Genomic DNA, 26,329 nt, shown 5'->3' on the forward strand with positions numbered 1-26,329 from the left:
CCCCCGGCCCAGTCGCCCTTCGCGGACGCGGCCGTCGGGCGGCCCGCGCCCCGTGCCCCTCACCGTCGGCACCGGACCTCGTCATCCGCCCGGCCCTTCACCTCTTCCAGAAGGAAACCTGATGCTCCGACGCGCCCTCACCCTGGTGCTGACCGCCGCAGTGAGCGCTTCCGCACTGCTCATCACCGCGTTCCCCGCCCAGGCCGCCCAGGTCACCGTCACCAACGCGACGCAGTTCACCGACACCACGGGAGCCGTCGTGCACGCCCACGGCGGCGGGGTGATCAAGGTCGGCTCCTCCTACTACTGGTTCGGCGAGAACCGCAACGCCGACAACACTTTCAAGGCCGTCTCCGCCTACCGCTCGACCGACCTGAAGACGTGGGAGTTCAGGAACGACGTCCTGACCCAGTCCAGTGCCCCCGAGCTGAACGTCGCCAACATCGAGCGCCCCAAGGTCATCTTCAACAGCACCACCGGCAAGTTCGTCCTGTGGATGCACAAGGAGAACGGCAGCGACTACACCCAGTCCCGCGCCGCCGTCGCCGTCTCCGACACCGTCGACGGCGACTACACCTGGCAGGGCAGCTTCCGGCCGCCGACCGGCACCACGTCCCGGGACATGACGCTGTTCAAGGACGACAACGGCACCGCCTACCAGATCACCTCCGCGGCCGGCAACGCCGACCTGCAGATCTGGAAACTCAACGCCGACTACACCGCCTACGACAGCCTGACCGCCAACCCCTGGCCCGGCACCTTCCGGGAAGCGCCCGCACTGTTCAAGCGCAACGGCGTCTACTTCATGCTCACCTCCGGCAACAGCGGCTGGAAGCCCAATCAGCAGAAGTACGCCACCGCCAGCAGCATCGCCGGACCCTGGACCGCCATGACCGACATCGGTGACTACACCGGGTACGACTCCCAGACCACCTTCGTCCTGCCCGTCCAGGGCACCTCGGGCACCTCGTACCTCTACATGGGCGACCGGTGGGGCAACTCCATGGGCGGCACGGTCAACGACTCGCAGTACGTCTGGCTCCCGCTGACCTTCCCCACCAAGACCACCATGAACCTGCCGTGGTACCCGCAGGTCGCCATCGACACCACCGCCGGAACCGTCACCGGCGTGGGCGGCGGCCCCTACTACGACCTGGTCGCCCGGCACAGCGGCAAGTGCCTCGACATCTCCGACAACTCCGCCGCCGACAGCGCGGTCGCCGTCCAGTACACCTGCATCGGCGGCCTCAACCAGCAGTGGCGGCTGCAGGACGCCGGTGACGGCTACGTCCGCGTCCTCGCCCAGCACAGCGGCAAGTGCCTGGACGTGGCGAACAACTCCACCGCCGACGGCGCCTTCGTCAACCAGTACCGGTGCGGCACCGGCACCAACCAGCAGTTCCAGTTCCAGGACCAGGGCAACGGCTACTACCGCCTCATGGCGCGGCACAGCGGCAAGTGCCTCGACGTGAGCAACGCGTCCACCGTCAACGGTGCCCGCCTCATCCAGTGGCCCTGCGGCACCGGCACCAACCAGCAGTTCCAGCGCCGCACCGCCTAGTAGGACTCCGTTAGGTCTGTCTCGCGGTGCTGTTTGGGGGCATGGTGGGTGTGTGGATGCACATGAAGTGAACCGTGCCCGGGCGAAGTTGGCGTTGTTCGTGGCCGATGTGTTCGCGTCGGTGCCGCGCAAGGATCAGCGGGCCAAGAGTGACTGCTATCTGCGGGGACTGATGGTGGACGGTCGCCGCAAGTCCATCCAGGCCATGGCCTCGCGGCTGCCGGACGGCAACGAGCAGAACCTGCAGCAGTTCGTGAACCAGTCGACCTGGGATCCCGTGCCGGTGCGGCGGCGGATCGCGGAACGGATGGTGCCGAGAATCGGCCCGGATGCCTGGGCGGTCGACGATGTGTCGTTTCCCAAGGACGGGAAGATGTCGGTCGCTGTCGCTCGCCAGTACTGCGGGGCTTTGGGCAAGCAGGCCAACTGTCAGGTCGCGGTCAGCGTGCACGCGGTCTCCGACACCGCGTCCTGTCCGCTGCAGTGGCGCCTGTTCGTGCCCCGGGAGTGGGCGGATGATCCGGTCCGCCGACGCAGGACGGGGGTTCCTGAGGAGGTCGGGCACCGGGAGAAGTGGCGCCTGGCCCTGGACGTCTTCGACGAGCTGGCCGGGTGGGGGCTGGTGCCGCCGGCGGTGGTGGCCGACGCCGGCTACGGGCAGAACGCCGACTTCCGCGACGGGCTGGAACGTCGGAACATCGGCTACGTGGTGGCGATCCGCTCGGACGTGACCGTCCACCCGCACGATGCGGTGCCCGCTGCCCCGCCCTGGTCCGGCAACGGCCGCAAGCCTCAGCCCCGCTACCGCGACAAGCCGTCCCCGGTGGCCGCGCTCGCGGCGGACCAGGGGCGGCAGGCCTTCACCGAGGTGACCTGGCGTGAAGGCTCACGCGGGCCGATGCGCTCGCGCTTTCTGGCGCTGCGCGTGCGGCCGGCCGGTGTCCGGTCCCGCCGCCTTGCCCAGGCCGCCGCCACCGCGCAGGAGGGTTTGTGGGACGGTGTCCTGCCCGACGTCACGCTGCTGGTCGAATGGCCCGAAGGCGCCGAAGCACCCACCGATTACTGGCTGTCGAACCTGCCGGCCGACACCCCGCACGCTGAACTGGTCCGCCTGGCCAAGATCCGCTGGCGCATAGAACACGACTACCGGGAACTCAAACACGGCCTCGGCCTGGACCACTTCGAAGGACGTTCCTGGACCGGCTGGCACCACCACGTCACCCTGGTCACCGCCGCCCACGCGTTCCTCACCGAACAGCGCCTGGCCCCAAAAGCCGATACAGCGGACTCACCCTCTACCAGATCCTCGACACCATCCAGGACCTGCTGAACTGCTGGACCGGCACCTGCACCACCTGCCACCGCCCCCTGCCCAGAACATCCACCACCAGCCAGAACCCAAGAGCCAGAGCAACTTAACGGAGTCCTACTAGCACTCCAGTCCAGTTCGCTGTCACCGCCGCTCAGGGCGACCAACTCATCGGATGGGTCACGTCGTTGCCCAGTGGTGCGCGACGCGGTAGCGCGAGGCCGGTGCGTCGGCAGAGCAATGCGCCGCTGATACGGCCGAGGAGTTCACGCGAAGCCGATCCGCACAGCCGTCCGGCGTTCGGCGCGCTCGTTTCGAGACGGGTACGGAGCGTCGCCGCACACCGGAAGGCTTCCGCGCGCTCTGCCGTGGGCACCACCTCGACGCCTCGGCTGTCGGTGGCACGCGGAACTTTCTTGCCTCGTTCCGCCACGGTAGTGCCGCCCATCCCATTTGTTGACACGTCAAGCACATGGGGTAATGATTGACACGTCAACGAATTAACCGGCGTGCTCGATCGAGCTGACGGGTCGCCATCGCACCCCGCGGGTGCGAGAACCGCTCACGAAGGAGTCCGCCCATGTCTGATCTCGTCTTCGGTCTGGACACGTTCGGCGATGTGCCGGAGGACGACTCCGGCACCCTCGTTTCCGACGCGAGGGCCATCCGGCAGGTCGTCGACGAGGCCGTGCTCGCGGACGAGATCGGCGTCGACGCCATCGCCCTCGGTGAGCACCACCGCCCGGAGTACTCGATCTCCACTCCGGAGACCGTGCTCGCCGGCATCGCCACGCGCACCAGCCGTATCCGCCTCGCCTCCGGCGTGACCGTGCTGAGCTCCGACGATCCGGTCCGCGTGTTCCAGCGGTTCGCGACCGTGGACGCCCTCTCGAACGGCCGGGCCGAGGTCATCCTCGGCCGCGGCTCCTTCACCGAGTCGTTCCCCCTCTTCGGATACGACCTCAGCGACTACGACGTGCTGTTCGAGGAGAAGATCGAGCTCTTCGCCAAGCTGCTCGAGGAGAAGCCCGTCACCTGGAGCGGCACCAAGCGTGCGCCCCTCGACAACGCCGACGTCTTCCCCAAGACCGAGTCCGGACACCTCACCACCTGGGTCGGTGTCGGCGGCTCACCCCAGTCGGTCATCCGCACCGCGCGCTACGGACTTCCGCTCATGATCGCCATCATCGGCGGCAGCCCGGAACGCTTCGCGCCCTATGTCGACCTCTACCAACGAGCCACCGCGGAGTTCGGCACGACCGCCCATCCGGTCGGGATGCACTCACCGGGCTTCGTCGCCGACACGGACGAGGAAGCCCGGGAGCTGCACTGGCCCCGCTACCGGGTCATCCGTGACCGCATCGGCGCCCTGCGGGGCTGGCCACCGGTCCGCCGGGAGGAGTACGAGAACGAGATCGCACGCGGCTCCCTGTACATCGGCTCGCCCGAGACGGTCGCCCGCAAGATCGCAGGTGCCGTCACAGCCCTCGGGGTCGGCCGGTTCGACCTCATCTACACCGCGGGATCCATCCCGATCAGCGCTCGCCTGCGCGCCGTCGAGCTGTACGGCACGAAGGTGATCCCGATGGTCCGCGACATCCTCGCCGGCTGACACCGTGAACGGAGAAGAGAACGGAGAAGGCATGACCAGCGCGGACATCGCCACGGTCGGCATCCTGGGGGCGGGGAAAGTCGGCACCGTGCTCGCGCGCCTGGCCCTGGCAGCCGGCTACCGCGTGCTGGTCGCCGGATCGGGCGACCCCGCCAAGATCGCCCTCACCGTCGAAGTGCTCACGCCCGGCGCGGTCGCCGTCACCGCGACGGAGGCCGCGGCCCGGGCGGACATCGCCATCCTCGCCCTCCCGCTCGGCAAGTACCGCACCATTCCCGCCGAAGCACTGCAGGACAAACTCGTCATCGACGCGATGAACTACTGGTGGGAGGTCGACGGCGTCCGCGAGGACCTCACCGACCCACACACGTCGTCAAGCGAGATCGTGCAGGCGTTCCTGCCCGGAACGCGCGTGGTCAAGGCGTTCAACCACATGGGCTACCACGACCTTGAGGACGGCGCCCGGCCAGGGGGAACACCGGGACGCAAGGCGATCGCGATCGCCGGTGACGATCCGGGCGACCTCGCCACCACCGCGCGCCTCGTCGACGCCTTCGGCTTCGACCCCGTCATGGCAGGCCCCCTCGCCGAAGGCGTACGGCTCGAACCGGGTACCGAGCCCTTCGGGGCCAACGTCGACGCCGGGGAGTTGCGCGCGATGCTCGACCGCTTCCCGGAGTCAGAGCGCGGACGAGCCGTCATCAGTGCGAGGGCCGCTGCTTCGGCAGGCCAGGAGGGGAACACGGTTTGTTCGTCGAACAGTTCCCCTGGCTGAAAGCAGTGGTAGCGCTGACCGGTCAACCGGTGAACAGGTGCTGCCGGATCGATCGACCATGGCCCGGGCCACCTGTACGCCGCTGCCACTCACTACGAGCTGGTCAGGTCCGCTCTCAGCGTCAGCCGCGCGTACTGGGCCGGCTGTCGCGCTCGCGCGCACGCTCATCCGGCAGGGGCTGTTCCGCCCAGATCGTCTTGCCGACGGAAGTCTGACGACTGCCCCAGCGCTCGGCCAGTTGGGCGACGAGCAGCAGGCCACGTCCGCCCTCGTCGAAGACGCGGGCCCGCCGCAGGTGCGGGGCGGTGCTGCTGCCGTCGGAGACCTCGCAGATGAGTGCGTCGGCGCGGATGAGCCGCAGCTCGACGGGGCCGTTGCCGTACCGGATGGCGTTGGTGACGAGTTCGCTGACGATCAACTCGGTGGCGAACTCGAGCTCGGCCAGCCCCCAGGTGTCCAGCTGCTCGGACGCCGCCTTGCGGGCCCCGGCGACGGCCGCGGGATCCCTGGGCAGCTGCCAGGTGTGCACCTGGTCCGCGCCGAGAGTGGAGGTGCGGGCCAGGAGCAGGACGATGTCGTCGGCAGGGGGTTCGGGCAGTACCTTGCGCAGCACTTCGTCGCAGGTCTCCTCCAGGTCGGCGGCCGGGTGGCGCAGCGCTTCGCACAGCAGGTCGAGTCCGACGTCGATATCGCGGCCGGGGGTTTCGATCAGGCCGTCGGTGTAGAGGGCGAGCACGCTGCCCTCGCCCATCTCGATCCGGGCGGCCTCGAAGGGCAGTCCTCCCAGGCCGAGCGGTGGCCCCGCGGGCAGGTCCAGTACGTGTACGGTCCCGTCGGCGGTCACCAGGACGGGCGACGGGTGCCCTGCCCGTGCCAGGTCGCAGCGGCCGGTGACGGGGTCGTAGACGGCGTAGAGGCAGGTGGCCCCGACCTCTCCCGAGGTCCCCTCCGCCTGCCCTCGCGCATCCGGGCCTTCCTCCCGGTCGAGGCGGACGACCAGGTCGTCCAGCCGGGTGAGCAGCTCGTCGGGGGCGAAATCGGCGTCGGCGAGGGTCCGTACCGCGGTGCGCAGGCGGCCCATCGTGGCCGAGGCGTGCACGCCGTGGCCCACGACGTCACCGACCACCAGCGCGACCCGTCCCCCGGACAGGGCGATCACGTCGAACCAGTCTCCGCCGATCTCGTCCCCCGAACCGGCGGGGAGGTACCGGTGGGCGAGGTCCACCGCATCCGCTCCCGTCAGCCGCTCGGGCAGCAGACTGCGCTGGAGGGTGAGCGCGGTCCGGTGCTCGCGGGTGTAGCGGCGGGCGTTGTCGATGCTCACCGCCGCCCGGGCGGCTATCTCCTCGGCCAGCGTCAGATCGTCCTGGACGAAGGGATCCGCCGTACGGTGCCGCAGCAGGTGCATCACGCCCAGGGTGACGCCCCGCGCGCTCAGCGGCACCATCATCACCGAATGGATCTTCAATCGCCTGATGCTCTCGGCACGGGCCGGGGAGGCCGTCGACCACTCGCGCAGCAGCGGGTCGCCCACCGTGTGGTAGCTGCCCCGGCCGGTGATCAGCGCCCGGGCCTGGGGTGAGCCGGGAGGGCAGACGTCGGTGTCGCCCACCGGGATCACGGATTCCGGGCATCCCGGGAGCACCGACCGTTGCGCGGTCCGGCGGCAGACGACCGGTGTGGCAGGGGGTATCGGCTGCGGCTCGTGTCCCTGGACGACCGATTCCAGCAGGTCGACGGTGACGAAGTCGGCGAACCCCGTCACGGCCACCTCTGCCAGTTCCTCGGCTGTCCGGGTCACGTCCAGGGTGCTGCCGATGCGTACGCTGGCGTCGTTCAGCACCGCCAGGCGCCGCCGGGCCCAGTACTGCTCGGTGATGTCGATCACCAGCGCCGACACCCCCAGCACCGCGCCCGCCCGGTCCTTCAGCGGGGAGAGGAACAGCGACCACGCGTGATCCCGGACCTCACCGGAAGCGCGAAAAGGCTGCTCCTCACGGAAGATCGTCTCCCCGGTGCGTACGACCTGGTGCTGGAGACGGTCGATCTCGTCCAGGGGCGGGGCGGGATAGATCTCCCACAGTGTCCGCCCTCTCATCTCCTCCGGCGTCAGCCCCATCGCCTGGCTCATCACCTCGTTGCAGGTGACGAACCGCGCCTCGCTGTCGTAGATGGCCACGGGCAGCGGGAGCTGCGCGAGCGTGAGGTTCCACAGTCCCGCCGTCCCCGGATCGGTCGGCCGGGAGGAATACGTCAGCGCCGCCGGGGTGACGACCCAGTGGTTCCCGCCGTCCGCGTCCACCAGCGGCGTGCCCCGGAGCCGCACGGTGACACGGTCTCCGTGCCGGTTCCGCAGCGCCAGATCGCTCGTCCACGGCTCCCCGGCGGCCACGTGGTGCCGCATGGCGTAGGGCAGCTCCGCGGCGAGCAGGTCGGCGGCCGGCCGCCCCGTCACTTCCTCCGGCTCGTACCCGAGCAGCCGCCCGGCTCCGGCACTCCACACCATGACGGCACCGCGGGCGTCGATGACGACCGCGAAGTCGTCGGGTGCGGCTACTCCCCTTGCTCCTATGGTCGTGTCGGGCTCATCGTCCATGGGTATCCCGACCTCGTTCCTGCCGCACCCCGTCACGCCGCTGCGTCACCCACGGGGTGCTGCCTCCAGCATCTCGCCGCGGGACACTGCTCTCAACCGGCCGCAGCGGACCGGGCGGCCGACGCGTCTCGGGGACCAGCCGGGCTAGAGGGGCGTCGTCGCCGACGGCACGAAGGGCGCCCCGTGTCCCGGCACGATCAGGGCCGGGCCGAGAGCCAGGACCTTCTCCCTGGCCGCCCGCAGTTGATCGCGGTCGGGCGCGAAGGGGTCGTCGGCCGGTCCTTCGGCGGTCCACCACAGATGGGTCAGGACCACCAGGCCCTCGTCCGCCGTCACCAGGGTGCTGACGTCCTCGGCGGTGTGGCCGGGCGTCGTCATGAGCGTGATCGACGGGGAGAGCCGGTATCCGTCGGCGTTCCGGTCCTCCCAGACGTCGTCGTGGTAGATGGCCATGTGGTCGTGGAAGCGGGCTTCGGGAAACAGGGCGGCGTTCAGCGTGTGGTCCGGGTGGTGGTGGCTGAAGATCACGTCGGTGACGTCCGCGGGGGCCAGTCCGTGGGGCGCCAGCGGGTCCAGGATGAGGCGGCGGTCCGCGACCATGCCGGGATCGACGATCGCGACGGTGGCGCCGTCGACGAGCAGGGTGACGGTGCCGGCCACCCGCGTGTCGGCGTAGCCGGTGGTCAGGACGTGGAACGAGGCGGTCATGACGGGGCTCCTCCGGTGAGGCCTTGAGTGAGGGGTGTGAGGGGTGTGAGGGGTGCGAGGGGTGTGGGGCCGTGCGCGCCGGTCACCGGGGGAAGGAGCGCCCGGAAGCCGGTGATCAGGGCGCGGAGACCGACGTCGAAGGCGAGTTCGGCGCGGCGGTGGTCGGCCGGGGTGTGCGCGAGTACGGCGGTGAGGTGCGGGGCGGTTTCGCGGGTCACGTCGCGGACCATCACCGGCGGGGCTACGAGATCGAGAGCGGATCCGAGGATGAAGCTCTCCATCGCGGTGATCAGAGGCATGACCTGGCTCGCGCCGAAGCCGGCGGTCAGCAGGAGTCGGGCGACCTTCTCGTACATCGCGTGCAAGAGGGGTTCGGCGAGCGGGGCGGTGGCGAGCAGGGGCACCGCCCCGGGGTGCGCGGCGAAGGCCCTGCGGTAGGAGCGGGCCCATTCCTCCAGGGCCTGCCCCCAGGGCTGTGCCGCGTCCCAGGCGTCGGGGCTGGTCTCCCGGGCCAGCTCTTCCCGCATGAGCGAGATGATCTCGTCCCGGCCCGACACATGGTGGTAGAGCGCGGAGGGGGCGACGCCGAGCTCCCTGGCCAGGGCGGGAATGGTGAGGACGCCCTGGTCGTCGGCGAGTCTCAGCGCTGCGGCGCCGATGCGGCGGCGGTCCAGCAGAGGGGTGCGCGGCCTTGGCACGAGGGCTCCTCTTCGTATGTCCCGCCGTTCGGCAGGCGGCACGGCCGCCCGCACGACGTCACCGGAACCTTATCGAATGGCATTCAGTAAAACTCTCCGGTCCTCGCGGTGCGGATCGGCCGCGAGCGGCCGGAGGTCTGCGCGAAGCTCGGTTCACGGCGGGCGCCCTCGGGTACCGCCGTGCCGGTCACCGCGTCCCTGCTGCCCGCTCAGCCCTGTGCGGCGGACGCCTGCGCCCGGAAGACGTTGTTCGCGACAAGGGTCGCCGACTCCCCATCCCCCGCGATCCGCAACGGACCACGACTCACGTGCCGATGGGAGAACTCAAAACCAGCCACCAGGGCATGTCCGGCGGATCTCACGTCCTTGCCGAGCGCCACCAGGGAGCATGCATCATGAGCGGGTGACGACATCTGAATCTGCCGCAGCCCGGTCTCTGTCACCTGCTGACGCGGGCGCGTTGCTTGCGCTGGCTGACAGCCACCATGCCCGCACCGTACGCCCGTTGGGCAGTTCCGAGGTTGCCGGGCACGTGGTGAAGTCCTATGCGATCGAGGCGCCTGGGCGGACCGTGACGGACCGGGACGCACAGGCCGCGCTGCGGATCGCGGCCGACCACCTGTCGTCGGCTCATCTGCGGGGCTCACTCGGGCTTTCCGTGCTGCTGATGCATGCCGGTGGCGACGGTGACTACGTTCTGGTGCACACCTGGATCGAGGGGTACATGTCCGACCTCGCCTTCTTCACCGGGCCTGCCGGGGACCTCGGCCGGCTGCGGCCCGGCCGGTCGGGCCTTGCTCCCTGCGTGTGGGAAGCGGCGGTGCTGGCTCACGAGCGGGACTCGTTCAGCCGGCAGGTGCTGGATGGAGACGGCGCTCTCGAAGAGCGGCTGACCGCGTGGCGCGGCGACGTGCTGGAAGGCGAGGTTCGTTGACGGGCACCGGGGTGCCTCGGGTGCGGCATGCGCGCCCCGCCGATCTGCCGCACATCGCCCGGCTGGCGGCCGAACACGCCGCGTACGAGGGGGCGGTGCCGCCGCCTGCCGACCTGCCCCACCGGCTGGAGCCACTGCTCTTCGGTCCGGCGGCTCCGCGCCTGTGCTGCTTCGTCGCGGAGCAGGCCGACGGCGAGCTCATCGGATACGCCTCGTGCGCGCCCGAGTTGTCCACCTGGGACGGTACGGAGTACCTCCACATGGACTGCCTGTTCCTGCGAGACGGTCACCGGGGCCTGGGCGTCGGCCCGATGCTGGTGGACGCCGTGCTGGCCGAAGCACGTGCACGGGGACTCAGCCAAGTCCAGTGGCAGACTCCACCGTGGAACGAGGACGCGATCAGGTTCTATGACCGGCTGGGTGCCCGGGCGAAGGAGAAACGGCGGTACTTCCTGTCGGTCGACTGAGGTGCGGTTGTCGGCCCGTTGCCGGAGGCACGCTCTGACGGCAGCCACCGTGCCGGCCCCCTGGAGGACGTGGGCCCGCTCGATACCCCCTACGGATGTCCTCCGGCGGAGGTCGGGGCCTTGCTCGTGGGCCCGCTCGGGGATGCCTACGGCGTGCCGGGAAGCCGGACCGTGACGAGGAGACCGCCGACGGGGCGGGGGACGAGGTCGAGGGCCCCGTCGTGGGCGCGGACGATGCTGTGCACGATGGCCAGACCGAGGCCGACGCCGGCGTGCTGGTCGGTGCGTACGCGTTCCGTTCCTCGGCGGAAGGGTTCGGTGAGGGTCGGTACCAGTTCTGGTGGGAGCCGACGGCCCGTGTTCTCGACCCGCAGCACGCTCGTGCCGCCGTGCGCCTCGGTGCGGACCGTCACGGTGCTGCCGCCGGGGAGATTGTGGACGATGGCGTTCTGGACGAGGTTCGTCACCATCCGCAGCAGGAGCTCCGCCGAGCCGCTGGTGCGGGCCGCCCCGCCGGAGACCTCGAGCGTGATCCGGCGCTGTTCGGCGAGGGGAAGCAGCGTTTCGGCGGCTTCTTCGGCGATGAGGGAGCGGTCGACGCTCTCGCGGGTGAGGTTTCCTCGATCGCCGCGGCCGAGCAGCAGGAGGGCCTCGGTGAGGTCGATCGCCCGCGTGGTGACAGCGTGCAGGCGTTCGATGAGTTCGCCCGGGTCCCGCGTGGGGTCCTTGCGGGCGACGTCGAGAAGCACCCGCGAGATCGCCAGCGGGGTGCCCAGTTCGTGGGAGGCGTTCGCGGCGAACCGCTGCTGCTCGGCGACGTGCGACTCGAGCTGTTCGAGCATCGAGTCGAACGTGTCGGAGAGTTCGCGGAATTCGTCCTGGCGGCCCGTCATGCGGATCCGGTGGGAGAGCGACCCGTTTCCGGCCATCCGTGCCGCATCCGTGATCCGTGTGAGTGGTGCGAGCATCCGGCCGGCGAGGATCCATCCCCCGACGAGGCCGAACACGAGCAGGAAGACCATCGCCACGGCCGCGGCGGGGGCGAAGGTGCGGACAAGGAGGTAGCGGTTGGGCGAGATCCCGAGAAGGCCCTGGGAGTTGTCGGGTACGTAGCGCAGCAGGAACATTATGCCCGCGATACACGCAATCCCAGGACCTCTCAGGCAGCGCCGGGGATATCACCGGAGGCGGGCGGCTGCCAACCGTGCGGTGGACACCGGCTTCGTGCGCTCACGGCACGCCTGCACCACCCCTACCTCCGGTCATGGCGATTGATAGGTGGGCCGGGAGGGGCTGCCCATCAACTCTGGGCGTACTGGAGTTGCTGGCGTTCACCCCGTGTCGGGGAGTTCGAGGCCGGGGCATGCGCCGGCCTGTCATTCCATTGCCAAGGTGTGCTGGGGCCGATCGGCCACCCGCACCGCCAACGGGAGGTTTCGTGAAGTTCGTCAAGGGTGTCCTTGCCACCGTCATGGTGGCCGGGATGGTGTCGGCTGTCGCACCGTCGGCCTCGGCACAGCCGGCGTCGGCTGATTCGGCTGAGGGGACGGACAAGGCGGACGCGATACAGGTGGTCGACCGTGACGGCCGGCCGTTGTCGGCGGAAGGCATCGGGTACGGCGCCACCGGGAGGGCGCAGGCAGCCAATCCGCCGCTGGGCAGCAGCTTCGACGGGTACGTCAGCGGGGTACTGGTGCACTTCAGTAACGCGTACCAGTGGCTCGACCGCGGAGGAAGCTGGAGATTCGGCAACGCCCGGCTGTCCATGCAGACCGACGGCAACCTGGTGTTGTACGACGTGCGGAACAACGCGGCGCGGTGGGCGAGTAACACCAGAGGCTCGGGGGCTACCCGGATGCTGTTCCAGCCCGACGACAACCTGGTTCTCTACACCGCTGGTGAGACCGCCCGGTGGGCGACGAATACCACCAACGACTGCGGCAGCCTCGTCCCGCTGCTGGCTTTGCAGGAGGATTCGAACTTCGTGATCTACTGCGGCCAGGTCAGCGGCGGCAGCCTCAGCGTTCGTCCGATCTGGGCCACCAACACCAGGTTCTGACAGGCAAGGTCCACCAGGTCCACCAGGTCCACCAGGTCCACCAGGTCCACCAGGGATGGGACCCCAGCGGAATCGGGTTGTCCCTCCCGGGTGGACTCGGCAGTGGCTGATGCTGATGGCGTACCCCCACGAGAGGCGGATCGGCTCGACGGTGTCTGGCGGCGGTGCACCGGTGTCCTACACGGTTGGTCCAGATCGCGGAGACGTCGGTACGCCGACCCTTCGTGATCACCACCAACGTCGTGTCAGCCGCAGGGGGGAAACAGAAGATGGGCCGCCGTGAGAGTCCGCTGGATCCCGAAGCCGGGCCGGTCCAGCGTTTCGCCCATCAACTGCGCACGCTGCGCCAGGAGTCCGGCGGGATCACCTACCGCGCCATGGCCGAGCGTGCCGAGTATTCGGCCCCGACCTTGTCCGAGGCCGCCGCAGGAGAGCGGCTGCCCTCGCTCCCGGTGGTCCTGGCCTACGTAGCGGTGTGCGGCGGGGACCCTGAGGAGTGGGAACCGCGCTGGCAACGGGCGCTGGACGAGTCCTTACAGCCGCCGCATGACGACGGGGCGGTGGCGCCGTACTCGGGTCTGGCCCGATTCGAGCCGGACGACCGTGACCGGTTCTTCGGCCGTGACCGTCTGATAGCCGAACTGGTCCAGTTGGCGGGGGCGCACCGTTTCGTGGGTGTCGTCGGTACGTCCGGCAGCGGGAAGTCGTCGCTGCTGCGGGCCGGGCTGATCCCGGCGCTGCGCTGCGACCGCCCGCCCCAGGACCGTCCTGCGGCCATCAGGATCCTCACCCCGGGTCAATATCCGGCCACCGCGCACGCGCACGCGTTCATCCCGGTGGCGGGCGAGGCGGACACGTGGGTGGTCGTGGACCAGTTCGAGGAGGTCTTCACCCTCTGCCAGGACACCGCCGAACACGACCGGTTCATCGGCCTGTTGCTGAGCGCGCTCGATCCAGGCCGCCGGCTGCGGGTGGTGATCGCGGTGCGGGCGGACTTCTACGGCCACTGCGCCGACCACCGTGCCCTGGCCGACGCGCTGCAGGGGGCGCATCTACTGGTCAGACCGATGAGCACGGACGAGCTGCGGGAGGCGATCGTCAGACCTGCGGCCGCCGACGGCCTGACCCTTGAGCGCGCGCTGACCGCCCGGGTCATCGCCGAAGTCGACGGCCAGCCCGGTGCTCTGCCGATGATGTCCCACGCCCTGCTGGAGACTTGGCGCCGCCGCCGCGGCAAAACGCTCACGCTGAAGGCGTACGAGGCCGCCGGTGGCGTCCTCGGTGCCATCGCCGGCACGGCAGAACACGTCTACACCGACCTGTCGTCCGGCCAGGCCGCACTCGCCCGCCGCCTGTTGCTGCGGCTGATCACACCTGGTGAGGGGGCACAGGATTCCCGTCGCCCCGCCCGCCGCACCGAATTCGCCGGCAGCGGCCCCGAAGGTGCCGACACCGCCCTGGTCCTGGACCAGTTGGCCCGCGCCCGCCTGGTCACCCTCGATGACGACACCGTCGACCTCGCCCACGAAGCGCTCATCACCTCGTGGCCCCGGCTGCGCACCTGGATCGACGAGGACCGCGAACTCCTTCGCCGGCACCGCCGCCTCACCGAAGCCGCCACCACCTGGCAGGAACTGGACCGCGACCCCGGAGCCCTCTACCGCGGCACCCGCCTGGCGTCAGCCGCCGAACTCACGCGGATGTCCCTGTCCACGGGAGAACAGGAATTCCTGGAGGCCAGTCTGGCGGCGCAAGCGGCCGAACACACGGCGGCCGGTCGCCGCGCCCGGCGCCGCCGCCAGACGGTGGCGATACTGAGCGTCCTCCTCGTGTTGACCGCCACCACTACCGTCGGCGCGGTGCGGGCACAGCGAGCGGCGGAGCGCCAGCGCGATGTCGCGGTTTCCCGGGAACTCGCGGTGCGGTCGGACGCGCTTGTGTCGCAGCGTCCGGAGGCAGCGATGCTGTTGGCGCTCAAGGGATTTCGGCAGGCGCCCACGGTGGAGGCTCGCAGCAGTCTGCTCAGCGCCTACGGCATGTACCGCGCCAACGAGTTCACGGGACACACCGAGAGCGTGGAGGCGGTGGCCTTCGACCCCGACGGCCGCACCCTTGCCACGGCCGGTGCCGACCACAGCGTCAAGCTGTGGGACACGGCCACGGAACAGCTGCTTCGCACCCTGAGGGGGCACACGGACGCGGTGACCGCGGTGGCGTTCAGCCCCGACGGCCGCACCCTGGCCACGGCCGGCGCCGACCACAGCGTCAAGCTGTGGAACACCGCCACGGGACGAGAGACCGCCACCCTCACAGGCCACACCGGCCCCGTCAACGCGGTGACGTTCAGCCCCGACGGGCGCACCCTGGCCACCGGCGGCAGCGACGGCACGACGCGCCTGTGGAACACGTCCACCCGCCGGACGGCTGCCACGCTGACCGGGCACGACAGAGCGGTCAGGGCGGTGATGTGGTCACCGGACGGGCGTAGGGCGGCGACAGCCGGCGCCGATGGCACCGTGCGGGTGTGGGACGTGGCGTCGCGCCGCACCACGGCTGTTCTCACCGGGCACACCGACGCCGTCGGTGCACTGGCCTTCTCCCCGGACGGCCGCACCCTGGCATCGGGCGGCGATGACAGCACCACCCGGCTGTGGAGCATCGCGGCGCGGCGAACCGTCGCCGTCCTACGCGGCCACAACAGCTCCGTGGAAGCGGTGGCCTTCGGTCCGGACGGCCGCACCCTGGCTACCGCCGGTATGGACGGCCGCATCATGCTGTGGAACCCGCGCACACACCGCCGGACCGCCACCCTCCCCGCCTATGAGAACGCCGCCGTGAACGCGGTGACGTTCAGCCCTGACGGCCGCACCATGGCAACCGCCGGCGCCGACGGCACGACGCGCCTGTGGAACACGGCGATACGCGAATCAACCGCCATCCTCGGCATGGAAGGCGCCGTGCGGGTGGCCTTCAGTCCGGACGGCCGCACACTCGCGACCACCTCCGCGACGGGCACCGTCACACTGCGGGACGCCAGGCGACAGCGGGTGACGGCTACGCTCACCGGCCACGAGAACGTGGCCTACGCCGTGGCCTTCAGCCCGGACGGCCGCACGCTCGCCACCACTGGCGCCGACCGCACCGTCCGGCTGTGGGACACCGCCACACACCGGCAGACCGCTGTCCTCACCGGCCATACGAGCACCGTGCTGGCGGCTGCCTTCAGCCCGGACGGACGTACCCTCGCCACCGGCAGCTACGACCGGACCGTACGCCTGTGGAATGTGGCCGAGCGGCGCACGTCCGCCGTGTTCAGGGGACACGAGGACGGCGTCTTCGCCGTGGCCTTCAGTCCTGACGGTCACACGCTCGCCACGGCGGGCGGCGACCGGACAACCCGATTGTGGAGTGTCACCGGCCGTCGGGCCGGTGCTGTGCTCGCCGGGCACACCGACGCCGTCCACGCCCTCGCGTTCAGCCCGGACGGGCGCATCCTCGCCACCGCCGGCGCAGACCGGACGGTCAAGCTGTGGAATGCCGCCACGCATGAGGTGAGCGCCACCCTGAGCGGTCACAGTCAGGCGGTCTCCGCGCTCGCCTTCACCCGGGACGGACAGACCATGATCACCGGCAGCCACGACCGCACGCTGCGCCTGTGGAATGTCAGGACACGACGCGTTACGGCCGTCATCTCCGGCGGAACGGACGGCGGCGTCAGCGCCCTGGCAGTCAGCCCTGACGGTCACACCCTCGCGGCCATCGGCGGGGGCGAGAGGCGTTCATGGATCCTCGAGACCCGACAGATCACCCAACGCATCTGTCAGGCCAGCACGACCCACCACTGGCCCACGCTCATGACCGACTACCCCGGCGATGCGCTCTGCACCTGAACCCAGGTGACCGCTGAGGCGGCGGGCACCTGCGCGACCTCGCCCGGCCTTCCCCCCACCGGTCCCGTACCGGTCCCGTTCCGGGGAGCCGACGGTCCGGGTCGTCCGCCTGGCCCCCGGCGCCATCGTGTCGGTCAGGACCGGGGGCCCGCCTGGTGCTCGGCGTTCGTGTTCCGGTGGTCGGTGGACTGGGGCCCGGTCATGTCGAGCAGGAGCATCGTGTCGTGGTCGGGGCTGCCGGGTTCGGCGGTGTAGACGCCGAGGCGCTGGCCGGGGGTGCCCTCGAGATGCATGCCCTGGCCGTTGAGGGTGAGGATGCCGACCTGGGGGTGGTGGAAGGTCTTCTGGATCTTCTTGCGCCCGACGACGTCGTAGCGCTCCCACAGCTTGGCGAAGTCGGGGCTCTTGAGCAGGAGTTCACCCACCAGGTTGGTGAGATCGGGGGCGTCCGGATCCATGCCGGCCAGGGCTCGGAGCCGGGCGACACAGGCGCGGACCTGGTTGTCCCAGTCGGGGAAGAGGGTGCGGGCGGTGGGGTGGAGGAACAGGTAGCGGGCGAGGTTGCGCTGGGTGGCGGGCCAGTCCGCGAGGCCCGCGTACAGGGCCAGGCCGCCGGGGTTCCAGGCGAGCAGGTCCATGCTGCGGCTGACGACGTAGGCCGGGCTCGGCCGCAGGGTCTCCAGGACCACTGTCAGATGCGGGCGCACGGTGCGGCTGGGCGGCGGCGCCGGTTCGGGAGCGTACCGCGCGGCTCGGGCGGCGAGCTCGCGCAGGTGCTGGTGCTCCGCGTCGTCGAGGCGCAGGGCACGGGCGAGGGCGTCCAGCACGGAGGGGCTGGGGCGGGTCTCCTTGCCGCGTTCCAGCCGGACGTAGTAGTCGATGCTGATGCCGGAGAGCGTGGCCAGTTCCTCGCGGCGCAGGCCAGGGGTGCGGCGCAGTCCGGGGCCCACGGTGAGGCCGACCTGGTCGGGGCTGGTCTGGGTGCGACGCGCGCGCAGGAACCGGCCCAGTTCCATGTCGGCGCTCCTGCCGGTGCTCTGCTCGGATGCCATGGCTCCAGTGTCACACCGCGCTGACCTGCGCGGCAGGCGTGTGGGGGGTCCTGTCACACCCCTGAACACCACTCCCTGGCACATCCCGGCCTGCCACAGAACGGGAAAAGGCGCGAGGCTCTCTTTGTGTCAGTACCTGGTTCCCGCGCAGGCGTCAGTGGGCGGTCACGAACCGCGCTCTCAGTACCTGGTTCCCCGTGCAGGAGATCGTTCCTTGTCCCCGTCCGCCTTCGTCTTCATGGGCCCCGTCGCCCGGTGAAGGTGAGGGTGCCCGTCGGCGTCGGCGGCGCGCCGGCCGTGCCGGCCCTGACGGCGCTCCCGCTGAAGCAGGTCCCCGCCGAACGGACCGATGTCGTCGCCGGGCCCGAACATCCGTCTACTGATCGCCGCCACGGCCCCACCCGTCCAGTACAGAGAGAAATCCCATGCAGAACGTCACCCTGAACAACGGCGTCGAGATGCCGGTCCTCGGTTTCGGTGTCTTCCAGATCCCGGCGGAACAGACCGAGCAGGCCGTCACCGAGGCCCTCGCGGCCGGCTACCGGCTGCTGGACACGGCCGCCGCCTACCAGAACGAGGAGGCCGTCGGCCGCGCCATCAAGGCCGCCGGCATCCCGCGCGAGGAACTGTTCGTCACCACCAAGCTGTGGGTCCAGGACGCGCCCGGCGAGGAGAACACCAAGCGCGCCTTCGAGACCTCGCTGACCAAGCTCGGCCTGGACCACCTCGACCTGTATCTGATGCACCAGCCCTACGGCGACGTGTACGGCCAGTGGCGCGCCATGGAGCAACTGAACCGGGAGGGCCTGGCCAGGGCGATCGGCGTCGCCAACTTCTACCCGGACCGGCTCCTGGACCTGATCATCAACAACGAGATCACCCCGGCGGTCAACCAGATCGAGACCCACCCGTTCTTCCAGCGCACCGCCGACCAGGAACTCATGCGCGAGCACGGCGTCCAGATCCAGTCATGGGGCGGCTTCGCCGAGGGCAAGAACGACCTCTTCACCAACCCGGTCCTGAGCGGCATCGGCGAGAAGCACGGCAAGTCCGTGGCGCAGGTCGTGCTCCGCTGGCTGACCCAGCGGGGTGTCGTGGCGATCCCCAAGTCGGTCCGTGCCGAGCGTATGGCGGAGAACTTCGACATCTTCGACTTCGAGCTCACCGACGACCAGATGGCGGCCATCGCCACCCTGGAAACCGGGGCGAGCCTGTTCTTCGACCACCACGACCCCCAGATGGTCAGCTGGCTCAGCGCACGGCGCCTGGACGCCTGAGCCGGTCGCCGCGCACCCGACGACAGAGCGGACGCGGATGCCCAGGGCACGCGAGCACGGGACATCCGCTCCGACGCCACACCGCGGCCTGGAACACAGCCCGTACGTCATGAGGAGAAATGCCTTGATCACCCGCACTCTCGGCCACAGCGGACCGAAGGTCTCCGCGATCGGACTGGGCTGCATGGGGCTCAGCCACGGCTACGGCCCGGCAGTCGACGACCAGGACGGCATCGCCCTCATCCGCGCCGCCGTCGACCAGGGCGTCACCTTCTTCGACACCGCCCAGGTCTACGGCCCGTTCACCAACGAAGAACTCGTCGGGCGGGCCCTGGCACCCGTTCGCGACGACGTCGTCATCGCCACCAAGTTCGGCTTCTCCTTCGACGGCTCCCGGTCCACCGGCCTGGACAGCCGTCCCGAGCACATCCGGTCGACGGTGGAGGACTCCCTGCGCCGACTGGGCGTGGACAGCATCGACCTGCTCTACCAGCACCGCGTCGACCCCGACGTGCCGATCGAAGAGGTCGCCGGCGCGGTGAAGGGACTCGTGGAGGCCGGCAAGGTCAAGCACTTCGGCCTGTCCGAGGCCGGGGTGGACGTCATCCGCCGCGCCCACGCCGTACAGCCGGTCACGGCGCTGCAGAGCGAGTACTCCCTGTGGTGGCGCGAGCCCGAGGAGCGGATCCTGCCCACGCTGCTCGAACTGGGCATCGGATTCGTCCCGTTCAGCCCCCTGGGCAAGGGCTTCCTGACCGGCGCGATCTCCAGCACCACGTCCTTCGGCGACTCCGACCTGCGAGGCAGCCTGCCCCGGTTCACCGAGGAGGCCCGCGCCGCCGACCAGGCCCTCGTCGACCTGCTGTCGGCCGTCGCCGCGCGCAAGGGCACCACCAACGCCCAGATCGCGCTGGCCTGGCTGCTGGCCCAGCACCCCTGGATCGTGCCGATCCCCGGCACCACGAAGATCCATCGCCTGCGGGAGAACGCGGGCGCGGTCGACGTCGAACTCACCCCGCAGGAGCTGGAGGAGATCACCGAGGCGGCCGACCGGGTCGACGTCAGCGGCGACCGCTACCCGGAACAGATGCAGCGATGGATCAATCGCTGAACCCGTCCATGGGGCGGCCCGGCGCCGGACGACTCGGCGCCGGGCCGGGCGAACCCGCCGCGCCGGGGCGACGCGCGCTCCTTCGTGGCGTACTTCTGGGAGGAGCCACCGTCATGACCGGCGTACAGCTCACCGGCTGCGGCTCCCCGTCACGGTCGAGCGGCACGGCGCCGGGGGCAGGCGAGCGAGCTGCCCCGACGGCCTCACCCGGGAGCCGGGTCCTGCTGGCGTACTTCTCCCGGCCGGGCGAGAACTACTACTACGGCGGGCGTACGGACCTCAGGATCGGCAACACCGAGGTCCTCGCCCGGATGATCAGCGACCACATCGACTGCGACACGCACCGCATCGAAGCCGTCGCCCCCTACTCCGACGACTACGACGAGACGGTCGCCCGCAACCTCCGCGAGCAGGAGGCCGACTCCCGGCCCGCGATCGCCGACCCCCCGGCCTCGATCGAGCGTTACGACGTGGTGCTGCTGGCCGGCCCCATCTGGAACGTCCGGGCACCCATGATCATGTCGACCTTCGCCGAGAGGTACGGCTTCCGCGGCAGGACGGTCCATCCGGTCACGACGTACGCGATGAGCGGACTGGGCACCACCGAGCGCGACTACGCCGCGTCCTGCCCGGGCGCGACCATCGGGGAAGGGCTCGCGGTGCGTGGCGAGGAGGTCCGGAACGCCGATGCCGAAGTCCGGGCGTGGCTGCGCCGCACAGGCCTGCTCCGGGACTGACCGACCCCTTTCCCAAAAGGTTCAGTCTGACAGTGCCGTGGCCGGTGGGACAGGTGGGTGAGGGGCCCTGACACACCCCGGCTGGCCGCTCCACGGCACAACACGGCCTGCCACAGGGCCAGTTGTCCCGCCAGGCTGGGGGAATCCCCCACGTTCCCCGTGCAGAGAGAGTGAGCATGTCCACCGAAACCCCCGAGTCAGCCACGTCTCCCCCCACCCGGGCCGCGTCCACACCCTCACGCCGTACGTTCATCGCGACGACCTCCGCGGCGGGCGGTGTCATCGCGGCGGGCGGTCTGGTCGCGGGTCCGTCGCTGCTGGGCGCCGAGGAGGCCACCGCCGAAGAGGCCACCGCCCTCGATGCGGCGCCCGGCAGCCGCGTCTCGATGACCGTCAACGGCGAGCGGCACACCGTCACGGTCGACAACCGCACCTCGCTGCTGGACCTGCTGCGCGAGCACCTCGGCCTGACCGGCTCGAAGAAGGGCTGCAACGCCGGTGCCTGCGGGGCCTGTACGGTCCTGGTCGACGGACGCCGGGTCAACTCCTGCCTGACGCTGGCCGTTCGTCTGGAGGGGGCCGAGGTCACCACCATCGAGGGCCTCGCCGACGGAGACGAACTCCATCCGCTGCAGCAGGCGTTCATCGACCAGGACGCCTTCCAGTGCGGCTACTGCACGCCCGGCCAGATCGTCTCGGGCGTCGGCTGCCTGCGGGAGGGCCACACCGGTTCCCCGGAGGAGATCCGGGAGTGGATGAGCGGCAACATCTGCCGCTGTGGGTGTTACGTGAAGATCGTGCGCGCGGTCGAACAAGCCGGTCGGAAGTGAGTGCCCATGTACCCCTTCTCCTTCACCAAGGCGTCCGACACCCGGGAAGCCCTCGACGCCGGTCGTCGTGGCGGCCGTTACATCGCGGGCGGGACCACTCTGGTCGACCTGATGCGCGAGACCGTCGAGCGCCCGGAAACCCTCGTCGACATCAGCGGGCTGCCGTTGGACGAGGTCACCGTCACCGAACGGGGCGGTCTGCGCATCGGCGCGCTGGTGACCATGAGCGAGGCCGCCGCCCACCGCAAGGTGCGCACGCTGTATCCGGTCGTCTCGCAGGCGCTGGAGCTGAGCGCCTCCGCCCAGCTGCGCAACATGGCCACCATCGGCGGCAACATCATGCAGCGCACCCGGTGCACGTACTTCCGGGACGTGACCGCCGACTGCAACAAGCGCGAGCCCGGCTCGGGCTGCGCCGCACTGGAAGGCGTCAACCGCACCCACGCGATCCTGGGCACCTCCGACGCCTGCGTCGCCACCCATCCCTCCGACGTGGCCGTCGCCTTCGCCGCCCTGGAGGCACGGGTGCGTCTGCTCGGCCCGGACGGGCGGCGCACCGTCGCCTTCGCCGACTTCCTGCTCCGGCCCGGCAGCACACCGAACCACGAACAGGCCCTGCGGAAGGGCGAGTTGATCACCGATGTGGAGATCCCGGCCCACCCGCGCCCGCTGAAGTCCGGCTATCTGAAAGTGCGGGACCGGCAGTCCTACGAGTTCGCCCTCACCTCCGCCGCCGTCGCCCTGCAGGTCCGTGGCGGTGTGATCCGTGAGGCCCTGGTGGCGGCCGGCGGCGTGGGCACCGTGCCGTGGAAGCTCTCGGCGGTCGAACGAGCCCTCATCGGCGAACGCCCCTCGGAACGTCTCTGGACCCGAGCAGCCGCGTCGGCTGCGGACGGGGCCCGGCCGTTGGAGCACAACCGCTTCAAGGTCGAGCTGCTCAAACGCACCGTCGAACGCCAGCTGCGCATCGTAGGAGACCACACATGAGCCCCCAGCCGCAGGCAGCCGTCGGCGCACCGCTCTCCCGGGTGGACGGGCGCCTGAAGGTCACCGGGCAGGCGAAGTACGCCGCCGATCACGAACCTGATGGACCCAAGAGCGTCGTGCACGCCGTCGTGGTCGACAGCAGCATCGGCCGGGGCCGCATCACCGCCATCGACACCCGCGCCGCCGAGGCCCAGCCCGGCGTCCTGAAGGTGATCCACCACCGCAACGCCCCCAAGCTGCCGTACGGGCCCAACGCGGGATCGCTCAACCTTCCGGGCGAGCGGCTGCGCGTCTTCCAGGACGACCGGGTCCACTTCCACGGCCAGCCGGTCGCCGTCGTCGTCGCCACCACCCTGGAGGCCGCCCAGCACGCGGCGAGCCTGGTGGAGATCGCCTACGAGGCCGAGCGGCCGGTCACCGATCTGACGGACGCCCCGGCGGCGGGGGAACCCCGCACCTACGCGCGCGGCGACGCGGAGACGGCCCTGCGCGACGCCCCCGTACGGCTGGAGATGACCTACCGGACGGCCCGCAACCACCACAACGCGATGGAGCTCCACGCCACCGTCGCCCGCTGGGACGGCGAGCGGCTCACGCTGTGGGACAAGACCCAGTGGGTGCAGAGCCCACGGGACGAAGTCGCCGCCAACTTCGGCATCCCGGCGGAGAACATCCGCGTCGTCTCACCGTTCGTCGGCGGCGCGTTCGGCAACGCCGCGCGGGCCTGGCCGCACATCACCGTCGCCGCTCTCGCCGCCCGTGAGACGGGCCGCCCGGTCAAGCTCGTCCTCACCCGCGGGCAGCTCTACTTCGGGGTGGGCTTCCGGCCGTCGTACGCGTACAAGGTGCGCCTGGGCAGTGACCGCCGCGGGCGGCTGACGGCGATGACCCACGACCTGCGCGCGGAGACGTCACGCTACGAGACGTTCACCGAGCGCGGTGTCCTCGTTCCGGGACAGATGCTCTACACCACGCCCCACGTCAGCCAGACGCACCGGACGGTGCCGCTGGACGTGAACACCCCGACCCCGATGCGCGGGCCCGGGTACTCCAGCGCCGCCTTCCCCGTCGAGAGCGCGATGGACGAGCTCGCGCACGAGCTCGGTATCGACCCCATCGAGCTGCGGCGGCGCAACGAACCCGAGAACGACCAGTCGAGCGGGCGACCGTTCTCCACCAGGCGACTGCGGGAGTGCTACACCGTGGGCGCCCGGGAGTTCGGCTGGAACCGCCGCAACCCGAAGCCCCGCTCGACCCGCGACGGCGACTGGCTGATCGGCACCGGCATGGCGACAGCGCTCTACGACACCCTGCGGGCGCCGGGCCGGGCCTCGGTGCGCCTGGACGCCGACGGCACCGCCCTGGTCGAGTCCTCGACCAGCGACATGGGCCCCGGCACCTACACCTCCATGACGCAGGTCGCGGCCGACGCCCTCGGCCTCACGGTGCGCAACGTCACCTTCCGGCTGGGCGACACGAACATGCCCACGGCCCCGCTCCACGGCGGCTCGCTGACCATGGCCAGCGTCGGGTCGACCGTCCAGGACGGCTGCGACGCACTGCGGCAGCAGGCCATCGAACTCGCCGTCGGGGACGAGGACTCACCGTTGTACGGCGCCGATACCGAGGACGTCGTCGTACGGGGCGGCCGGCTGCAGGTGAGGACCGACCCCACCCGCGGGGAGACGTACCGGCAACTCCTCACCCGCAACAAGCGCGAGTCCCTGGAGGTCATGGGCTCCTGGACCCCGGGCCAGTCGCGGTCCTCGATGTACGCGTACGGCGCGGTGTTCGCCGAGGTCGCCGTGGACGCCCGCCTGGGACTGGTCCGGGTGCGGCGCATGCTCGGTGTCTTCGACGCGGGCCGGATCATCAGTCCGAAGCTGGCCGACAGCCAGGCCATCGGCGCGATGACCGGCGGGATCGGCATGGCCCTGCTGGAACACACGGTCACCGACCACCGTGACGGCCGGATCGTCAACGCCGACCTCGCCGACTACCTGGTCCCGGTCAACGCGGACGTCCCCGACCTGAAGGCGATCTACGTCGACGGCCGGGACGACGAGGCCGACCCCCTCGGCGTCAAGGGCCTCGGGGAGGTGGTCCTGGTGGGCGTGGCACCCGCCATCGCCAACGCGGTCTTCCACGCCACCGGCCGCCGGGTCCGTGACCTGCCGATCACGGCCGAGTCCCTGCTGTGAGCCGAGCCCTGTGCGGCGGTGCACAGCACCACCGCACAGGCCGCCCTTCCTGGAGATCCCACCCATGCTGAACATCGCGGACACGCTGCGCACCTGGTGCCACGAGGCCCGCCCCTTCGCCCTCGCCACCGTGATCCAGGTCAGCGGCAGCGCACCACTGCCCGTCGGCAGCGCGCTGGCCGTGGACGCCGATGGCACCGTGGTCGGCAGCGTGTCCGGAGGCTGCGTGGAGGGCGCCGTCTACGAGCTGTGCCGACAGGTACTCGAGTCGAACGAGCCCGCGACCCGGGCACGGTTCGGCTACTCCGACGACGACGCCTTCGCCGTCGGCCTGACCTGCGGCGGCGAACTGGACGTCCTGGTGCGGCGGATCGACCCCACCGGCCGTCGTGACCTCACCTCGGCCCTCGACGAGATGACGTCCGGCCGGCCCGCCGCCGTGGCCCGTCGGCAGCGCCCTGGAGGAGACTGCCGACCGGGTGTGCGAGCACGCCCGGTCGAACCGTACGGGCCATGAGCTCTCTGCCCCCGAGGGGCGGATCAGCGCAGTCCGGCGAAGAGGTCCCTCTCGGGCACGGCCGCGCCGGTGGTGTCCTGGACACGTACGAAGGTCTCGACGCCCATCAACCCGGTGAACCTCTCCTGGCCCATCCTCAGGAAGAAGATGTTCTCACCCTGACTGGCGTGCGCGGCCAGCGCATCGAATTTCTGGCCGCCGAACGCGGTGGTGTCCACCCAGGTGGTGATCTCCTCGTCGGGGAGTCCGATCTCGGCCATCGCGGCGGCCTCGGCGGGATCCGGCTCCTGCTCGTCCGCACCGAACTCGCGCATGACCTCGCCGAACCGCTGCATCATCGAGCGAGGCGCCGTCGTCCAGTACACCTTCGGTGTCAGCGCGGTCATGGCCAGCGCCGCCATCGTGATGCGGTTGGCCTGGATGTGGTCGGGGTGGCCATAGAAGCCGTTCTCGTCGTAGGTGACGACCACATCGGGCTGGTAGCGCCGCAGTAGTTCCGCGAGTCGGGCAGCGCCCTCCTCCACGGGTGTCTGCCAGAAGGAGCCGGGGGCGTCATTGGTCGGCCAGCCCATCATCCCGGAGTCGGCGTAGTCCAGCATCTCCAGATGACTGACCTTCAGGACTTCGCAGCTCGCCTCGAGTTCTTGACGCCGCAGCAGGGCGACGGCCGCCGGATCGTGCCCGGGATCGCCCGGCTTGAGACCCCCCGGTCCGTCACCGCAACCGCCGTCGGTGCACGTCACGAGGACCGTGCGCATGCCCTCCGCCGCGTACCGGGCGAGGACACCTCCTGTTCCTGTGGCCTCATCGTCGGGGTGGGCGTGTACCGCCATGAGCGTCAAGGGCCGGTCATTCATAAAACAGTCCTCCTGTATGAAAAGGCCTCGGTCCGAGTCCGCGGCAGGCGTATGAGCAGTCGTCTCTCAAAACACCACGATGAGGGAAACATTCCAGCGCGATGCGTTCGCGCATGATGGACCGCACCCCCGAGCCACCGCCTGAGCAGGT

20 protein-coding genes and 1 pseudogene are annotated in these 26,329 nt (G+C 70.2%); 15 read left to right on the plus strand and 6 right to left on the minus strand.

Annotation, left to right across the window (positions count from 1 at the left end):
• Positions 1-121 precede the first annotated feature (121 nt).
• The 4 genes from OG272_RS06400 (at position 122) to OG272_RS06415 (ending at position 5,257) form a co-directional block, all read left to right on the plus strand.
• Entirely contained in the window at positions 122-1,561 is a 1,440-nt protein-coding gene (locus tag OG272_RS06400) for an RICIN domain-containing protein (RefSeq protein WP_405892808.1), read from the plus strand.
• A 52-nt stretch (positions 1,562-1,613) separates the two neighbouring features.
• Positions 1,614-2,891, plus strand: coding sequence for an IS701 family transposase (locus OG272_RS06405; RefSeq protein ID WP_327727093.1), 1,278 nt, complete (start codon positions 1,614-1,616; stop codon positions 2,889-2,891).
• Positions 2,892-3,450: 559 nt separating this feature from the next.
• Positions 3,451-4,482, plus strand: coding sequence for an LLM class flavin-dependent oxidoreductase (locus OG272_RS06410; RefSeq protein ID WP_326584460.1), 1,032 nt, complete (start codon positions 3,451-3,453; stop codon positions 4,480-4,482).
• Between the two features lie 31 nt (positions 4,483-4,513).
• A complete protein-coding gene (locus OG272_RS06415; RefSeq protein WP_327730851.1) occupies positions 4,514-5,257 on the plus strand; it encodes an NAD(P)-binding domain-containing protein in 744 nt (247 codons plus the stop codon).
• Between the two features lie 121 nt (positions 5,258-5,378).
• Here OG272_RS06415 and OG272_RS06420 read toward each other — a convergent pair whose 3' ends face one another.
• The 3 genes from OG272_RS06420 to OG272_RS06430 all read right to left on the minus strand — a co-directional run bounded on the left by OG272_RS06420 (position 5,379) and on the right by OG272_RS06430 (position 9,259).
• Complete coding sequence (locus OG272_RS06420) at positions 5,379-7,853, minus strand: SpoIIE family protein phosphatase (RefSeq protein ID WP_326584458.1); 2,475 nt, start codon at positions 7,851-7,853, stop codon at positions 5,379-5,381.
• A gap of 144 nt (positions 7,854-7,997) precedes the next feature.
• Positions 7,998-8,561, minus strand: a complete 564-nt coding sequence (locus OG272_RS06425; RefSeq protein ID WP_326584457.1) for an MBL fold metallo-hydrolase — start codon at positions 8,559-8,561, stop codon at positions 7,998-8,000.
• Positions 8,558-9,259, minus strand: a complete 702-nt coding sequence (locus OG272_RS06430; protein ID WP_405892810.1) for a TetR/AcrR family transcriptional regulator C-terminal domain-containing protein — start codon at positions 9,257-9,259, stop codon at positions 8,558-8,560. Before OG272_RS06430 ends, OG272_RS06425 begins: the two co-directional genes overlap by 4 nt.
• Positions 9,260-9,764: 505 nt before the next feature.
• Here OG272_RS06430 and OG272_RS06435 point away from each other — a divergent pair.
• Both OG272_RS06435 and OG272_RS06440 read left to right on the plus strand, forming a co-directional pair.
• Entirely contained in the window at positions 9,765-10,193 is a 429-nt protein-coding gene (locus OG272_RS06435; protein WP_327730848.1) for a hypothetical protein, read from the plus strand.
• 20 nt (positions 10,194-10,213) lie between these two features.
• Positions 10,214-10,660 (plus strand): GNAT family N-acetyltransferase, encoded by a 447-nt coding sequence (locus OG272_RS06440; protein ID WP_405892811.1) that lies wholly within the window; start codon positions 10,214-10,216, stop codon positions 10,658-10,660.
• 146 nt (positions 10,661-10,806) lie between these two features.
• Here OG272_RS06440 and OG272_RS06445 read toward each other — a convergent pair whose 3' ends face one another.
• Positions 10,807-11,787: a HAMP domain-containing sensor histidine kinase gene (locus OG272_RS06445; RefSeq protein ID WP_327730847.1), complete on the minus strand. Its 981-nt coding sequence runs from the start codon at positions 11,785-11,787 to the stop codon at positions 10,807-10,809.
• Positions 11,788-12,098: 311 nt separating this feature from the next.
• Here OG272_RS06445 and OG272_RS06450 point away from each other — a divergent pair, with 311 nt between their 5' ends.
• Positions 12,099-12,719 (plus strand): hypothetical protein, encoded by a 621-nt coding sequence (locus tag OG272_RS06450; RefSeq protein WP_405892814.1) that lies wholly within the window; start codon positions 12,099-12,101, stop codon positions 12,717-12,719.
• 269 nt (positions 12,720-12,988) lie between these two features.
• Entirely contained in the window at positions 12,989-16,609 is a 3,621-nt protein-coding gene (locus tag OG272_RS06455; RefSeq protein WP_405892816.1) for an eIF2A-related protein, read from the plus strand.
• Between the two features lie 134 nt (positions 16,610-16,743).
• Here OG272_RS06455 and OG272_RS06460 read toward each other — a convergent pair whose 3' ends face one another.
• Entirely contained in the window at positions 16,744-17,661 is a 918-nt protein-coding gene (locus OG272_RS06460; RefSeq protein ID WP_326584451.1) for a helix-turn-helix transcriptional regulator, read from the minus strand.
• A 425-nt stretch (positions 17,662-18,086) separates the two neighbouring features.
• Here OG272_RS06460 and OG272_RS06465 point away from each other — a divergent pair, with 425 nt between their 5' ends.
• From OG272_RS06465 to OG272_RS06495, 7 genes and pseudogenes are all read left to right on the plus strand, one after another.
• Positions 18,087-18,938, plus strand: a complete 852-nt coding sequence (locus OG272_RS06465; protein ID WP_326584450.1) for an aldo/keto reductase — start codon at positions 18,087-18,089, stop codon at positions 18,936-18,938.
• Positions 18,939-19,062: 124 nt separating this feature from the next.
• Complete coding sequence (locus OG272_RS06470) at positions 19,063-20,049, plus strand: aldo/keto reductase (RefSeq protein WP_326584449.1); 987 nt, start codon at positions 19,063-19,065, stop codon at positions 20,047-20,049.
• Between the two features lie 113 nt (positions 20,050-20,162).
• A complete protein-coding gene (locus OG272_RS06475) occupies positions 20,163-20,786 on the plus strand; it encodes a flavodoxin (RefSeq protein WP_326584448.1) in 624 nt (207 codons plus the stop codon).
• 176 nt (positions 20,787-20,962) lie between these two features.
• Positions 20,963-21,616, plus strand: coding sequence for a (2Fe-2S)-binding protein (locus OG272_RS06480; protein ID WP_327730843.1), 654 nt, complete (start codon positions 20,963-20,965; stop codon positions 21,614-21,616).
• Between the two features lie 6 nt (positions 21,617-21,622).
• Positions 21,623-22,603: a xanthine dehydrogenase family protein subunit M gene (locus tag OG272_RS06485; protein ID WP_327730842.1), complete on the plus strand. Its 981-nt coding sequence runs from the start codon at positions 21,623-21,625 to the stop codon at positions 22,601-22,603.
• The gene (locus tag OG272_RS06490; protein ID WP_405892820.1) at positions 22,600-24,804 is read left to right on the plus strand and encodes a xanthine dehydrogenase family protein molybdopterin-binding subunit; all 2,205 of its coding nucleotides are present in this window, start codon (positions 22,600-22,602) and stop codon (positions 24,802-24,804) included. Before OG272_RS06485 ends, OG272_RS06490 begins: the two co-directional genes overlap by 4 nt.
• Before the next feature lie 64 nt (positions 24,805-24,868).
• A pseudogene (locus OG272_RS06495) lies at positions 24,869-25,252 on the plus strand (XdhC family protein); the annotation flags it as partial.
• Positions 25,253-25,344: 92 nt separating this feature from the next.
• Here OG272_RS06495 and OG272_RS06500 read toward each other — a convergent pair.
• Positions 25,345-26,178 carry a PIG-L family deacetylase gene (locus tag OG272_RS06500; protein WP_326584444.1) on the minus strand — a complete coding sequence of 278 codons (834 nt, stop codon included), beginning with the start codon at positions 26,176-26,178 and terminating at the stop codon, positions 25,345-25,347.
• Positions 26,179-26,329: the final 151 nt, after the last annotated feature.

This window comes from Streptomyces sp. NBC_00104, assembly GCF_045160825.1.
Taxonomy (GTDB): Bacteria; Actinomycetota; Actinomycetes; order Streptomycetales; family Streptomycetaceae; genus Streptomyces.